This window comes from Arachidicoccus rhizosphaerae (assembly GCF_900107765.1).
Lineage (GTDB): Bacteria > Bacteroidota > Bacteroidia > Chitinophagales > Chitinophagaceae > Arachidicoccus > Arachidicoccus rhizosphaerae.
On record NZ_FNQY01000043.1, the window covers coordinates 1 to 14,498 of the forward strand.

13 protein-coding genes are annotated in these 14,498 nt (G+C 39.4%); 7 read left to right on the forward strand and 6 right to left on the reverse strand.

All coding sequences use genetic code 11. The annotated features are described in order from the left end of the window. The 3 genes from BLU80_RS19805 to BLU80_RS19040 form a co-directional block, all read left to right on the forward strand. Nucleotides 1-287 (forward strand): transposase (locus BLU80_RS19805; RefSeq protein ID WP_211481918.1); only part of this gene is annotated, 287 nt, incomplete at its 5' end. A gap of 169 nt (nucleotides 288-456) precedes the next feature. Beyond that, complete coding sequence (locus BLU80_RS19035) at nucleotides 457-1,023, forward strand: hypothetical protein (RefSeq protein WP_091401523.1); 567 nt, start codon at nucleotides 457-459, stop codon at nucleotides 1,021-1,023. Then, nucleotides 1,016-1,858 (forward strand): hypothetical protein, encoded by an 843-nt coding sequence (locus BLU80_RS19040; RefSeq protein ID WP_091401524.1) that lies wholly within the window; start codon nucleotides 1,016-1,018, stop codon nucleotides 1,856-1,858. The genes BLU80_RS19035 and BLU80_RS19040 overlap by 8 nt, the downstream gene beginning before the upstream one ends. On the opposite strand, the gene BLU80_RS19045 is transcribed toward BLU80_RS19040, so the two are convergent. Beyond that, nucleotides 1,853-2,671: a class I SAM-dependent methyltransferase gene (locus tag BLU80_RS19045; protein WP_091401526.1), complete on the reverse strand. Its 819-nt coding sequence runs from the start codon at nucleotides 2,669-2,671 to the stop codon at nucleotides 1,853-1,855. The two genes, BLU80_RS19040 and BLU80_RS19045, sit on opposite strands and share 6 nt — an antisense overlap. Before the next feature lie 85 nt (nucleotides 2,672-2,756). Further along, nucleotides 2,757-4,163: a serine hydrolase gene (locus tag BLU80_RS19050; RefSeq protein ID WP_091401528.1), complete on the reverse strand. Its 1,407-nt coding sequence runs from the start codon at nucleotides 4,161-4,163 to the stop codon at nucleotides 2,757-2,759. Nucleotides 4,164-4,464: 301 nt separating this feature from the next. Between BLU80_RS19050 and BLU80_RS19055 the strand changes: the two genes are divergently transcribed. Continuing rightward, nucleotides 4,465-5,517, forward strand: a complete 1,053-nt coding sequence (locus BLU80_RS19055; protein WP_244519027.1) for a serine hydrolase — start codon at nucleotides 4,465-4,467, stop codon at nucleotides 5,515-5,517. A 70-nt stretch (nucleotides 5,518-5,587) separates the two neighbouring features. Here the strand turns inward: BLU80_RS19055 and BLU80_RS19060 are convergent, their stop codons facing one another. Together BLU80_RS19060 and BLU80_RS19065 are read right to left on the reverse strand one after the other, a co-directional pair. Beyond that, nucleotides 5,588-6,358 carry a hypothetical protein gene (locus BLU80_RS19060; RefSeq protein WP_091401530.1) on the reverse strand — a complete coding sequence of 257 codons (771 nt, stop codon included), beginning with the start codon at nucleotides 6,356-6,358 and terminating at the stop codon, nucleotides 5,588-5,590. Between the two features lie 156 nt (nucleotides 6,359-6,514). Beyond that, nucleotides 6,515-7,327 carry a 1-aminocyclopropane-1-carboxylate deaminase/D-cysteine desulfhydrase gene (locus BLU80_RS19065; protein WP_170831302.1) on the reverse strand — a complete coding sequence of 271 codons (813 nt, stop codon included), beginning with the start codon at nucleotides 7,325-7,327 and terminating at the stop codon, nucleotides 6,515-6,517. Between the two features lie 147 nt (nucleotides 7,328-7,474). On the opposite strand from BLU80_RS19065, the gene BLU80_RS19070 reads away from it, so the two are divergent. Continuing rightward, entirely contained in the window at nucleotides 7,475-8,377 is a 903-nt protein-coding gene (locus BLU80_RS19070) for a nucleotidyltransferase family protein (RefSeq protein ID WP_091401533.1), read from the forward strand. Between the two features lie 132 nt (nucleotides 8,378-8,509). Continuing rightward, nucleotides 8,510-9,205 carry a response regulator transcription factor gene (locus BLU80_RS19075; RefSeq protein WP_091401534.1) on the forward strand — a complete coding sequence of 232 codons (696 nt, stop codon included), beginning with the start codon at nucleotides 8,510-8,512 and terminating at the stop codon, nucleotides 9,203-9,205. 114 nt (nucleotides 9,206-9,319) lie between these two features. Here BLU80_RS19075 and BLU80_RS19080 read toward each other — a convergent pair whose 3' ends face one another. Further along, nucleotides 9,320-11,659, reverse strand: coding sequence for a GH92 family glycosyl hydrolase (locus BLU80_RS19080; RefSeq protein WP_244519029.1), 2,340 nt, complete (start codon nucleotides 11,657-11,659; stop codon nucleotides 9,320-9,322). A gap of 33 nt (nucleotides 11,660-11,692) precedes the next feature. After that, nucleotides 11,693-12,364, reverse strand: a complete 672-nt coding sequence (locus BLU80_RS19085) for a metal-dependent transcriptional regulator (protein ID WP_170831303.1) — start codon at nucleotides 12,362-12,364, stop codon at nucleotides 11,693-11,695. Nucleotides 12,365-12,579: 215 nt separating this feature from the next. On the opposite strand from BLU80_RS19085, the gene BLU80_RS19090 reads away from it, so the two are divergent. Continuing rightward, on the forward strand, nucleotides 12,580-14,388 hold the full coding sequence (locus tag BLU80_RS19090; protein ID WP_211481919.1) for a BamA/TamA family outer membrane protein: 1,809 nt from the start codon (nucleotides 12,580-12,582) through the stop codon (nucleotides 14,386-14,388). Nucleotides 14,389-14,498: the final 110 nt, after the last annotated feature.

Genomic DNA, 14,498 nt, shown 5'->3' on the forward strand with positions numbered 1-14,498 from the left:
CAACGGCAGTGAAAAATCACATAAGACCGGGCGAAAGAAATCCAATAGAGGGAAAATTTGGCCAAGCAAAGACCAGATATGGCATGGACAATATAAAAGCCAAGCTGGCCAATACAAGTACTTCATGGATATCTACTATAGCCCTGGTGCTAAACCTGGTCCGGATGACCAGGCAGGCACCTGTATCCCTACTATTAAGGATACAAAATTGGCTAGCCTATCATGTAGTCAGGCTAGCCGGAAATTTCAGAATTAAAAATTATTATAATGTGTTAATGACCACCTAGCGGTGAGTTATTGAGCAGACTCTAATTATAATGGTCTGAATTTCAGTGTGCGTTTGGGTTTTGATCGTATATTTGATTAATTTTAAGTATAAATAACTTTCTGCAAATTAAAACATACTGGAAATTGAAAATGGCAGAATTTTAAAAGAAATAAACTTAAGTGTTGGTTATGAGATTAGTTTTATTTTTAAAGAACGCCCTTATTTTTAAATTTTTAAAGACAGAATTTAAAAGGAGTCGCCTTGCTTTCTTTATTATATTATTGGTTTTTGTATTTCATGCAGGTGCAAATTTGATTAAGTCAAATATCTTTCCTGTATTTATTTATAGTATGTATTCTGAGCCTCAATATTCAATGCCAACTACGACAGATCGCTATGTTTTTTACGCAGATGATAAACCCATCCATGTCAAGAATATGTTTGTACAAGGCCGGATATCGGGTCCTGTTGAAAGGTATTTTCGTTTTAAAGAAAATAAAGGAGAAGATCCGATAACAAATAAAAGAATTAATTATTTTTCCTATTTTTTTTCAAATGATGCCATTTGGAGATTTAAAAATATATTATATAAAAAATCAGTTGACCTGGCTGTATTTAAAGATTGGTATAAAAAATATTTTGCCCAATACATTTCAATTAAATACTCTAAATTATCTGTATATCAATTTATTTATTCTTTGGATGATTTAGAGAACCCAAAACAAATCCATTATTTATTTTCTCTTTATGAATAAGAAAACTGGAAAAATTTTACAAAATGAGCGTTTTTTGTGCTCCATGTTTTTTAGTTTATTCCTGATAGATTGGATAGCTAAATTTTTCCAGAATACATGGCTGCATAATTTTGTTGGAATGCCATTTTATTATATTGGAACAGATTTTTCATATTGGCTTTTAATTTTATCCGGAATACCTCAGTTTTTGTTGTCAACTTATAAATTGTCATTATTCTTCGATATCATTTTAACGGTTGTTACTGTTTGGAATATTTTTGCTCCTAGACGAGTGACAAATATTATTTGGATATTTCTTTATTCATTTTGGGTCATGACTACTAATGCTGCAATAGGTTCGCACTTTCATAGTTATAATGGTTTTATAATAATGGGTATTTGTTTTTGCTTTTATTTCACTTCATTTTTTGTAACTGCATGGGAAATGGTGAGATTTTATATTATGTATTTATTTAGTAGTGCAGCATTATGGAAAATATTAAGAGGGATTGTGTTCGATAAGAGCCATTTAAAAATATTATTGGTTCAAATGGATTTATGGCATGCTAAAAATGAAAGTTGGTATTCACCTATTTTTAAGCTCTACACAACTTATTTATGGATATCCTATACAAGTATGATTCTTGTAATTATTTTACAATTAAGTTTTTTAATTGGATTTGTTACAAAAAAATATGATAAGTGGCTATTTTTATTGTTTTTGTTCTTTTGTTTAGCGAACCAGATAGTCTTTAGGCATTTTTTCTTTGAATTGTTAATTTTGGGTATGACATTATTATTTGTACCAAAAAGGTTAGAGATAGAGTATGGTGTTAGCGGTGAGAAAGCTTTATGATATTTTTTTTCGACAAATATATATGGTGTTGTCATCATAATTTGCTGGTCCTACGACTCCGCCAATATTGAACGGCAATTCATCTCCCTTAATTAATTCTGCCAAAAAACCTGTATTTTCAATCTGCTTATTGAAATCTTTTCCAAAAATTCTCATGTGATCAAATTGACCAAATTTTTGGATTCGTTCTTCATGGCTGATAGTGGTAGTATCTTCTATCATACTAGATAATGTTTTGTCTGTAGGAGATGAAATTTCAATAATTCCATCATCTTTTAATACCCTTTTTAGTTCTTTCATTGATTTTTCGAAATTTGGAACATGCTCAAGGACGTGATTGCATATTATTAATGACCAAGTTTTATCTTGAAATGGCATTTGTTGGATATCCAATTCGATATCGGCTGTTTTGTCATATAGATCAGCTGTGGTAAATGGAATATTATTTTGTTTTAACCATAACTCTATAGCATGTTCTGCTCCAATCATTAAAATAGGGAAAGAATATTGTTTTAATGTTCCCTTTATTTGATTAAAATAGAAACAAACAATTCGGTGTCGAGGCATTGAATAACAAAAAGGACATGTCGTGTTTTTGAAGGTATATTTGAATCGTTCATCATTATTAAACCCTTTTTCATATTTGAAGGGCATAAATCTGCTAAAATTTCTGTTACAACAAGGGCAATATACCTCTTTCCCTTTATAAATTTGATTAAATACAAGCCCTCGGAATTTCCGATAATTTGATTTAGATACTTTAAGTAATTTTTTGGGGAGTATTTTAGCAATTAACAGTTTTAATTTAAACATATTTTAATGACGTATTTATTCAAAATTACGAATAAAGTTGAAATTTAGAATTTGGACGATATTGCATTTTAGTTTCTAACTTTAGCTAATCCGCAATATCTTGAATCATAGCCCTGGTGTCTAACGGATCTCTTTTCTCGTAATTCAATCTGAAGGCAGATAAATTCGGGTCATATTTTTTTATTCTGTGTAACTCATATTGATAGATCCCCTGACCCAGCTGAGTCATAAACGGGAAGCCGAGCGTATCATAATCATACTTGTTATCATTTATAATCCCGTCCTCATTTACGTATAAGGTACAGCTAAGCATAAACTCAACGTGATGCTTAAAGTCCGCTATATAAGAAACATTGGTTAAAAATCCGTAAGACCATCCGGGTTTATTAAATGCCCGGACATAGGAGGGAAGATGGGGACCTTTATTTCTGAAGAAAAACTTCGTAAAGCTGTCAAAGAATTTACTGGTGTCATATTTTGGGTAATTGGTCTCTGAAGGGTATTGACTCATATATTGCAGCAGGAACTTTCTGTCTGCAGCGGATAAATTAAATCGCCTGCCAGGAGTTACGGCTTCCGGGAATAAGACGGATTTTAACATCTCAGTGAGATCTGTAAGGGTCGTTTCATTACCTCTGGTAAAATCAAAAGGTCCCTGAATCAGACTGTCACTAGCATCCATATGACCTTTACCGATTAATACAGCAGGCCCATAGGAAAAGCTGTCCTTGTTATAAGCAGGAGGCTGCGTATAAAGCAGCTGCGGTTGACCTGCATTAAGCAAAAAACGGATGCGGTTGGTGTGCCGGTTCTGGTCTTCGTTCATGGGGTAAAACCTGCGATTGATTCTTGTATGGGTATACCCCAGTTCATTGAGTCTTCTTTGAATATACTGCTGTCCTAAAAATTCATATAAACGGTTATAGGCGTCATTATCACTAACCAGGAAGATCCTTTTAATATAGGCGGCAATGGAAGGATACCCGCTGGCAGAAGTGCTGTCTTTGTCAATTTTCTGCTGCGCTGTATAACTGCTGTCGGTCAGCATATAACTGTCCTTGTTGACGCCGTAGCGAATCAAATGGTGTAATTTTTCCAGGCTTAGAAAGCTAAGGGGCATTTTAACAGTAGATGCCGGATTGAAATAGCTACTTGGATTCAGGTGGTAGCTGTAAGTCGTAAAATGTGGCCGGTTATTTTTATCCCGGTTAATTTGAGTATAGAGAATTTGCAGACGGTATTTGTCAGGACTTTGGAAAATTTGCTGGAATATTGGATCCTGAATACCGCGGGCAATTTGCAGTATCGGGTTAAGGGAGTCAGCTGTCTTTATCGTAACAGCCGTAGGGGCAATAGTATGTGACTGTTGGCTATGCGCGGTAAGAATGGAGAAAAAACAAACAAGGATAATTAGCTTTCCTTCTATTCGCTTAAAAGTTGGGCTTTTTAACGAAGAAAGGCATTGGCGCTTTTGAGGGATAATTGGTTCCATGAAATATTAGCATTGAAAAGGTTAGATGTTACTGAACGGCTAAGGAAAGTTAATCAGAATTTTACGATCCGCCTAATAATCAGCATAAATTAAGACGGCTGTACATTTAAATCTTCCCTGTTTGGTACAACCGATAGCAAGGTATGAACGGCTTCAGATTTGAATGTTAAGCAAGAAATTAAGCGATTAAATGGGGGATAAATGTGAAGCAAAAACCGTAGTTTTATTGTGTAATCTACGAAATAAGCAAAGGAGACTTCCTTATAACCGAAATCGCAATTTTAATTTAAAAATAAATGATATGATGGCTCTTTTATTGGGACATGCGGATGTTGAGAAAATAAGGGTTACTAAAAAGACTGCTGAACAAAAAGCCTTCAGCTATTTTAAACGCAGACGCATTTTCTTAATCTTTTTAATGATACTAAGCACACATTTAATGGTCAGCCTAAACCTACAGGCGCAAACAACGCAGGAGATGACAATGAGCCAGGAGTATTTAAAAGAAGACAAAGCCCTGCAGGAAAAATTATCCGTGTTATTAGATCAGTTTCACGGCACTGCGGGCATATACGTAGAGAATCTAAGGACAGGCAAATTTGCAGGCGTTCACGCCGACAGCATTTTCCCAACGGCCAGCATTATTAAAGTGCCTATTTTGGCCGGCGTTTTTAGTCAGATTAAAGCCGGCAAGCTCTCCTATAACCAGGAACTGACCTATGACACTTCCAGAACCAGAGGCGGCTCCGGACTAATGCAGTTTTTCAAGGATAGTAGTAAAACCAGTCTGGATATTCTGCTATCTCTTATGATCAGCTATAGCGATAATGTGGCCGCTCTTTGGTGTCAGCAACTGGCAGGAGGTGGCACGCAGATCAACCAATTACTCAATGATTATGGTTTTAAAAGTACCCGGGTTAATTCCAGGACACCGGGCAGGGAGGAGGCCTATAAGGAATTTGGCTGGGGACAGACGACCCCCAGGGAGATGGCGACACTGTTGAAGTTGATTCGGCAACAAAAAATTGTAGATCCGGCCAGCAGCGATTGTATGTACCGGCAGATGAGTCATATATTTTATGACGGTTATGCATTATCACAGATCCCCCCTTATATACAGACAGCCTCAAAGCAGGGAATGGTGGATGATTCCAGATCAGAGCTGGTGATGGTAAATGCGCCGCATGGCGATTATGTTTTTTATATTGCCACTAAGAATAATCAGGATCAGCGTTGGGAAAAAGATGCGGAACCCTGGGTATTAGCAAGGGCTGTTTCCAGCCTGTTATGGCATTATTTTGAACCTAAGGATAAATGGACACCCGCAAAAAAGGCGTTAGAGCTGGTGCCCTGACGCCTGTAAGATCTTTGGCCGCATGATTTTTGAAGCCAACGCCTCAAAATCATGCTATAAAGGTTAAAATTTATTTTATTTCCAGACGGCTGCGTTCTTCCAGCTTGCCGTTTTTATAAATTTCATAGGGATACCATCCCGTATGTAAAAAGCTGCTCTTACTGAGAATCAGCTCACTTTCATCAAACTTTTTAATTTTAAATAATACCGAAGTCCCATCTCTTTTAAAAATGGTCATGGTGTATTGATCCAGGTCCTTTTCCGGGAACTTTAATACTATGTAGCTGTCTGCATTCAGATACAAAAATTTTGAAACGGGCTGCAGGTTGGTCGTTGTGCTGGCAATGGCTGCTACCGCATTATATTTGACATATTGAATAGTGCTGTCATTGACAAAAAACAGACTGTCACTGGTAAAATTGACAACAGAGTCTTTTAAGTGGTATAAAGCATTAAATGCCAGTTTTCTTGGGTTCTCCCCTTCAATAGTAACCGTTTTGCCGCTGTTGAGCTGGCTAAGCAGATTGTCTGTTACATATCCGGTAGCAATTCTTTTAGCTTTTGTGAAAAAGTAGCTTCCGTTTTTCATGACATAATAAAACCGGTAATAATCCGCTCCGGGCAATGGTTTAGTATCTGTATAAGCATTGGCGGCCAGCGACATATTCTCCACGGAATGGATGGTTCTGAATCCCCTGACGCTATCTGTGGACCGCTGAATATTGAGAACGGTTAAATTGTCTCCGAAATTATTTTTCCAGGAAAGTACCGTCTGGCTTTTAGGCCCCTTCAGGATATTGAAATCGGGGAGTGCCGGTTGTGCGAATAGTGTTGCTGTCATGCAGCAAAAAAATATCAGTATTCCGTATTTTTTTTGAATCATAATAATTCTTTCTGACCAGCGACTCCTAAATGACAGGGTCAGCTGGTTTTTGGTAAAATTGAGGACAAATGTAATGCAAAATATGCTCCATTTATCGCTGACTGTCTTTGTGTGCTAATAGCAAAGAGCTCCTTCAGGCAAAGAAAGGTTTCCCTGCAGGCCGCCTGTATGTAAAAATAATATTTTGGAATCACGGGCCAGTTCAGCACTTTGCAGGTAGTCAGACAAGCCATAAAAGGCCTTGGCGGTATAAACAAAATCTAACGGAAGCTTAACAGTTTGATAGGTCTGGTTCATGAAATCAAGCAGGGATTGTGTTTTTTTAGCATAGCCTCCGAAGCTGTAGCCCGTTAAAATCTCATATTTTTTGGCGAAATCGGCTTTTGTTAGCAGCGCCTCTATTTCTGATAGGATACACTGGTCGTTATTCAAAACAGGTATGCCGATAACCCGCTGATAGGGCAGAGTTCCTTGAATTAATCCGGCCATGGTGGTGCCAGTGCCTACGGCGGTTACTAAATGCGTATACTCCCATAATGGGATCCCTTTGAGCATATCCCGGATACCGGCTGCGCCCACTTGGCCGTAACCACCTTCCGGAATCCAGTAATATTTCCCAAGCGGATCAGTTAATTGCTGGACGGCGGTTTTATCCCTGTACTGCGCTCTGGAGACAAAATATAGATCCATCCCATAATTCAGGGCATTTTGGAGGGTATGGGATAATACATCAGGTCTTTCACCCCGGATAATCCCCATGGAATTCAGGCCTTGCAGGTTGGCTGCACAGGCGGTAGCGACGATATGGTTTGAATAGGCCCCACCGAAGGTGGCAATTGTTGAATATTGCTTTTCCTTAGCCTCACGCAGATAGCCGGAAAGTTTAAACCATTTATTTCCACTAACAACTGTATGTATTTTGTCCATCCGTAAAACGTCTACAGGCGGGTTATAATGGGGCTTTTTATCGCTTTGAAGTGGCTGTATCGGAATTAATGAAAACATGCAAAAAATAAATTGGAGTTAAAACGATAATATTTTAGTTTCGCCAAAGTTTAATCAAATTATCCAATTATGAAACAACCTACGCTGGTAATTTTAGCGGCGGGTATGGCGAGCCGTTACGGAAGTCTTAAACAGATTCAATCATTTGGCCCTTCCGGAGAAACCATTATTGAATATTCTATTTATGACGCTATCCGCGCCGGCTTCAAAAAAGTAGTATTTATTATTAGAAAAGATTTTGTCCAGGAGTTCAAGGAAATATTTGAACCAAAACTGAAAGGCAGGATCGAAGTAGACTATGTATTTCAGGAATTAAACGCCTTTACCGAAGGTTTTGAGATTCCGGAAGAGAGAACCAAGCCTTTTGGTACTGCTCAGGCTATTCTTTGCTGTAAAGGTAGAATTGATGGCCCCTTTGCTGTTATCAATGCGGATGACTTCTACGGAGCTGAGGCTTTCCAGAAAGCTTACGCTTTCCTGGATGCTAAAGTTGCTGATAATGTGTATGGTTCTATTGCGTATAAACTGAAAAATACATTAAGTGATAACGGATCTGTTTCCAGAGGTGAGATTATTACCAATAACGAAGGACAGATGACCGGTATCGAGGAAAGACTGAAAATCTACAAAAAAGAGGGTAAAGTCGTTTATGAAGACGGCGATAATTTAATTGAAATGCAGCCGGATACCTTTGTATCCATGAACTTCTTCTGCTTTGCACCATCTTTTATATCACTTTGTGAATCAGAATTTAAGCCTTTCCTGGAAAAAAATATTCAGGATATCAAAAGCGAATTCTTAATGCCAAAGGTTGCAGACACCTTTATTAAGGAAAAAAATGGCATAATTGATGTGATTCCTACTGATGCAAAATGGTTCGGTGTTACCTATAAAGAAGATGCACCTGTCGTGAAAAAAGAACTTGACGAACTTTTAACAGCTGGTGCGTATCCGAATAATCTGTGGGCATAACCCAAAATTGTGTGGACCAATGCCAAAAATGGGCATTTTAAAGTTTTTCAGGCTGTAATAGATTATAAAATATTAGCAAATGTTTTATAAAACATGCCTTACCTTTATATTCAAATTTAAAAATAGTAGTATATGGTAACCAAAAAATACAAGATCCTTCTATGTGAGGATGATCAAAATTTGGGAATGGTTCTGAAGAACTACCTGGAACTCAATGATTATGAAGTTGTCCTGGAACGTGACGGCCGTTTAGGTCTGGCTGCTTTCCAAAGAGAAGGAGCTGATATTTGCTTATTGGACGTGATGATGCCACATATGGATGGCTTTACGCTGGCAGAGGAAATCCGGGATATCAATCCAGATGTACCTTTGTTCTTCCTGAGTGCCAAAACCATGAAAGAAGACATTATTCAGGGGTATAAACTCGGAGCCGATGATTATATTACCAAGCCATTTGATAGTGAGGTATTACTGTTGAAAATTAAGGCCATCCTGAAACGCAACGAAGAAGTCAACAAAGAAAACGAATATGTTGAGTTTGACCTCGGTGGGTTCCATTTTAACCCACGTCTTCGTCAGTTGATTCATGGTGACGAAACACATACGTTGTCTCCTAAGGAGAATGAACTGTTGAAAATGCTCGCTGAACACAAAAATGATTTATTGCCAAGAGAAAAGGCACTGAAGAAAATCTGGGGCAGTGATACTTATTTCAATGGTCGTAGTATGGACGTGTATATCGCTAAACTGCGCAAATATCTGAAAGAAGATGATCAGATTGAGATCGTGAACATTCACGGCAATGGTTTCCGTCTGGTGGCTCCTTAATCGATTTTATGTTACAAAGCTGATATTATTACAGCCTATAATTTTTGGTAATTAATAATAAGCAAAAAGCCGGTTCATTGATTTGAACCGGCTTTTTGTGTCATTGAAAACATCCTATTTTTTATGCTTATTGCTCATATAAAAGGTTAGGTTGCCGCCACTGGTAATATCTGATTGACTGATGGTTTTATCTGACAGGGTTTTACCATCTAATTCTACTTTGGAGACATAAACATTCTGCTCAGATTGCCCAACGACCTTTATAGCAAATGTTTTGCCGTTTTCCAGTTGAATAGTGGCTGATTTAACGAGTGGACTACCCAGGTTGTACAAATCACTTCCTGGAGCTACTGGGTAAAAACCCAGTGCACTGAAAATATACCAGGCACTCATCTGACCTGTATCATCATTGCCACCTAAGCCATCGGGTCCATTGTGGTATTGGGATTTAAGAATCATTCTGACGGTGCTCTGGGTTTTCCAGGGTTCAGAGGTCCAATTGTATAAATAGGCAATATGATGAGAAGGCTCGTTACCATGGACATAATTACCGATTAAGCCGTCCCTGGTAATATCCTCAGTATGTTCAAAATACTTATCTGGTAAGTAAGTGGTAAATAGTGCATCCAGTCTTTTAATAAATGCCTTATCACCACCGGTTAATTGAATCAATCCCTTTGGATCATGCGGTACATATAAGGTATAGTTCCAGGCATTTCCTTCTATAAAACCTTCTCCGGAGGTCTCAAGCGGGTCGAAGTTTTTACGGAAAACACCATTTTTATCCTTAGGACGCATATAGCCGATAGAGGGATCATAGACGTTTTTATAATTCATGGCTCTTTTAGAAAACTGCTCATATATAGAGTCATTACCCAGTTTTTTTGCCATCTGGGCAATACACCAGTCATCATAGGCATATTCCAGGGTTGTGGATACGGAAGTGCCACTGAGTGAATCCGGAATATAGCCATATTTTTCATAGGCGGGAATATTATCATATAAGGGATTGGTCGCAGTGGTAATGACCGCTTGCAGGGCTTTTTGCTGGTCAAATCCATTAATGTTTTTGGCTATGGCATCTGCAATAACGGATACTGCGTGGTAGCCGGTCATACACCAACCTTCATTAGCATAGGTCGACCAGACCGGAAGCATATGTATAATGCTCTGATCAAAATGTTTGAGCATGGATTCTACCATATCGCCGGCTCTTTTGGGTTGTAATAGGGTAAATAAGGGGTGGAGCGCTCTGTGCGTATCCCATAAAGAGAAGGTCGTGTAATTCGTAAAATGGCTGTCATTTGCATTATGAATCTGCTGATCCAGTCCTTTATAATTGCCATCTACATCCATGTAAATAGTAGGATTTATAAAACTATGATACATGGCTGTATAGAAGTTCACTTTATCAGAATCGTTTAGTGTTTCTATTTTGACTTTTTCCAGTTCTTTCTCCCAGGCTAGCTGACCGGCATTTTTAATCTGATTAAAGTCCCATCCTCGTGCTTCCTCCTGCATATTATCCAGTGCTCCCTGATAGCTGACAGGGGAAAGCGCCATTTTGATTTCAATGGATTCTCCGGCCTTGGCATCAAAATCAAAATACGCTCTAATGTCATGGCCCTGGATTAACGGGAAGTTTTTACGCATATCAAACCGTCTCCAGAAGCCAATGTAAGGTTCGGTCGTTGAATAATTCTTATAACCATAACTCTTAAAAGGCTTGGAGAACTGCATGGCAAAGTATTCCGTTCTGTTTTTAGCCCAGCCGTTCGTTTGGCGATAACCGACTACAGTGGAGTCATTGATAATTCTCAGATAAGTCCAAACGTCTTTTCCGGGATAATTATACAGATTGTACATCATGTCCAGGATGATATGGGCACTGTCTGTAGCCGGAAACGTATATTTATGCATGCCTACCCTTGTTGTGGTGGTTAGTTCTGCCTTAATATGGTAGTCCTCCAGATCAACCTTATAATAATTGGCTGCAGCCTGCTCGGTGGTATGAGAAAATCTGCTTCTAAACCCACTAGCGGGGTCTGCGGCGGTTCCCGGGTTTAACTGAAGTTTACCTACCGTGGGCATGATTAAAAAGTCTCCTAAGTCTGAGTGGCCGGTTCCATTGAAATGAGTATGGGCAAATCCCACAATGGTCGCATCGTCATATTGATAACCTGCACAGTATTTATAGACATCGGGTACATATTTGCCATCCACACTATAAGGGATTGTATCTGTCTCCGGACTTAGCTGGACCGCACCAAAGGGTACCGTGGCCCCTGGGAAGGTATGGCCCATGCGCTCTGTACCTATGATGGGTTTTACGTATTTTACCAGCGGAAGTGTTTGGTCAGTTGGAATTGTTTGTGCCTGCAACTGGGTCATGGTTATGGCTATAGCAGTAGATAATACCAACACCCTTCGCCCTTTGACTGTACTTTTTATCATGGTTTTTTATTTATAACTAATTGACATTCATTTCTATTGATTGCTAACCAAGAGGTTCCTGGCCACTTCACTGCTGATCATTATTGCCGTTCGGTTGGCAATACGTATGCCCATAGAGTGGTCAAACTCATGAATTTCTTTGACTTCTATCTTATCGTTTAAGGAAAGTTTGATCTTATCCAGATACTGCAGAAAGGCAGTCGTATGATTGGCTACGCCTACCAGTTTAACCATAGTTCCCGGCTCTTCCACACTGACCAGCGGGAAGGTCTGGGATTGTGGAAGCTGCCCGTTTTTATCTGGAATGGGGTCGCCATGCGGATCGAATTTTGGAAACCCGAGTAGTTTATCCAATTGACGAATCAGCTTGTCGCTCTGAATATGCTCAAGTTGTTCCGCGATTTCATGGACTTCATCCCAGGTAAAAGAAAGACGGTTGACTAAAAAGGTCTCCCATAACCTGTGTTTACGAATGACTTTTAAGGCTAGTGCCTCTCCCTGTGGGGTTAAGGCTGCTCCATCTATTCTGTTGTAATCAATCAGGTTCTTTTCGTTCAGCTTTTTGAGCATTTCGGTAACAGTGGCCGGATTGATATGTAATTTTTCTGCAATAGAAAGATTGGCAATTTTGCCTTTATCTTGTCTGGCCAGGCTATATATGGTCTTTAAATAGTTCTCTTCAGTAAAGGAAATGGCTTGTTCCATAATAATAAAATTGAGTACACGTTAAATACAGGTAAAGTTATCTTTAAGTTCCAGGCAAACCTAATGATCATTTGTGAAAGTTTGCTGGTCCAAGGTACCTATTTTTACAGGTTTCTAAAAGATTTGGTGCCTGGTCATCCGTATTATTTATGTATTCTATTTGTGGCCCTGTTATTTCATTAATTGTACAGTTCATCAGAACATTATGTTTTAGGATGGCTGTCGTCTTTTTGTTGCTCCTGTGCGTGCCGGAGGGCAAGGCACAGGCTACAAAACATAGCGTGCAAGATAGTGTAGAATTACAAATCCTCCGGGTAGATAGCAATGCTTTAGATGTTCATTTACAATTCCTTACCAGTTTTCCTACAATTGATTCCTGCAGACGTTATCTGGCCGCTTTTCCTAAAAAACTTGCGCTGGAAGGCTATCTGGGGGCGTCCATTGATTCTGTTTGGGAAATAAACGATCACAAAGTAGGTGCCCTCCTTTACCTGGGTGCACGCTACCAATGGTTGGGGATTGACCTCTCCGATGAATCCAAAAGGATATTAGAGGAGAAAAGAATCTATTATACTGAATTACAGGGCCAGTTAATGAATGAAAATGCTGTGCGTAAAATATCGGACGCACTGGTGGGCTATTATTTAGATCAGGGCTATCCTTTTGTCAGCTGCCGTCTGGATAGTATCCAATTTAAACCTTTGCCTGGTAATGGTAAAGTGATGGGTGTACAGGGAAGGCTGGAGGTGGATAAAGGGGTACGGTATACGATTGACACGCTTTTGATAAAAGGAAATGCCCAGGTGAAACCAGGGTTTTTAAGCCAGTATTTAAATATTCATCCGGGGGATGCTTTTGATCAAAGCAAAATAGAAGGGGCTGACCGGTTATTGCAAAATCTGCCTTATGTTAAATGGAAAGCGCCAACACAGGTGAATATGGGGATTTCCGGTGCAACACTTGAGCTGGCTCTGGATAAACAACCGACCAATCAGATTGATGCCTTAATTGGGTTTATGCCGGCTAACGGTGAAACTGGCGGGAAATTACAAATAACAGGACAAGTAGCCCTGTTACTCAGAAATGCATTTGGTAGCGGCGAAACGCTCAATGTCAATTGGGAGCAGCTCCAGCCACAGTCACCCAACATTGAACTGGCATTTCAGCGGCCGTATATTATGCATTCACCCTTTGGCCTGGATCTGAGTTTTAATTTGTATAAAAAGGACTCGGCTTATGTAAATGCCGCTGCCAATATAGGAACGACCTACCAGTTTTCTGCGCTTCAATCCGGAAAGGTTTTTCTGAACCTGGCTTCTTCCAGATTACTGGATGTGGACACCTTAACCATCATTGCTGAGAAAGCATTGCCGGAGGTAATGGATGTACATTCGGTGAATATTGGTCTTGGTTACCAACTCAATACAACAGATTACCGGTTTAATCCCAGAAAAGGAGCGGAGTTGGATGTAAACGCAGTAATCGGAAACAAAAAGGTCAAAAAAAATAATGCCATCACCAGCATAACTGCGACAGGCGGATTTGATTATGCCAGCTTATATGATACGGTACCCTTAAGCAGTTATCAGGTCAGACTGAGTCTGGCCGCTGCCAGGTATATACCGGTGGGTAAATTCGGAGTACTGAAACTGGGCGTGAACGCAGGCTTATACCAGAGCCCGCATATATTTGTAAATGAAATGTTTATGATAGGAGGGCATGCAATTTTGCGTGGGTTCGATGAACAAAGTATCTATGCAACGTCCTATGGAGTAGGTACCTTTGAATACCGGTATCTGATCGGACAGAATTCTTATTTTTTCGGGTTCTCTGACCTAGGGTATGCAGGTTACCATAACCATGTCCGGTCTACGGATAATGGCTATCTGAGCTTTGGCCTTGGGATGGCCTTTGAAACAAAGGCGGGCATATTTAATTTTAGTCTGGCGACAGGTAAAGGAGGAGGCAATCAGTTCGGACTTAGTCAGGCCAAAGTCCATATTGGTTATGTGACCTTGTTTTAAATGAGCCTGGTTCTATTTAATTAGAGTCTGCTGAACAACTGCCAAATTATATGTAAATTGAGGTTTCAGTGGATTTTTCATTAAAAAAGTGCAAGGTTTTATGCGTGGAA

Coding starts and splice junctions, on each gene's coding strand:
- BLU80_RS19035 (WP_091401523.1), top strand. CDS start 457: ATGAGATTAGTTTTATTTTTAAAGAACGCCCTTATTTTTAAATTTTTA.
- BLU80_RS19040 (WP_091401524.1), top strand. CDS start 1,016: ATGAATAAGAAAACTGGAAAAATTTTACAAAATGAGCGTTTTTTGTGC.
- BLU80_RS19045 (WP_091401526.1), bottom strand. CDS start 2,671: ATGTTTAAATTAAAACTGTTAATTGCTAAAATACTCCCCAAAAAATTA.
- BLU80_RS19050 (WP_091401528.1), bottom strand. CDS start 4,163: ATGGAACCAATTATCCCTCAAAAGCGCCAATGCCTTTCTTCGTTAAAA.
- BLU80_RS19055 (WP_244519027.1), top strand. CDS start 4,465: ATGATGGCTCTTTTATTGGGACATGCGGATGTTGAGAAAATAAGGGTT.
- BLU80_RS19060 (WP_091401530.1), bottom strand. CDS start 6,358: ATGACAGCAACACTATTCGCACAACCGGCACTCCCCGATTTCAATATC.
- BLU80_RS19065 (WP_170831302.1), bottom strand. CDS start 7,327: ATGGACAAAATACATACAGTTGTTAGTGGAAATAAATGGTTTAAACTT.
- BLU80_RS19070 (WP_091401533.1), top strand. CDS start 7,475: ATGAAACAACCTACGCTGGTAATTTTAGCGGCGGGTATGGCGAGCCGT.
- BLU80_RS19075 (WP_091401534.1), top strand. CDS start 8,510: ATGGTAACCAAAAAATACAAGATCCTTCTATGTGAGGATGATCAAAAT.
- BLU80_RS19080 (WP_244519029.1), bottom strand. CDS start 11,659: ATGATAAAAAGTACAGTCAAAGGGCGAAGGGTGTTGGTATTATCTACT.
- BLU80_RS19085 (WP_170831303.1), bottom strand. CDS start 12,364: ATGGAACAAGCCATTTCCTTTACTGAAGAGAACTATTTAAAGACCATA.
- BLU80_RS19090 (WP_211481919.1), top strand. CDS start 12,580: ATGGCTGTCGTCTTTTTGTTGCTCCTGTGCGTGCCGGAGGGCAAGGCA.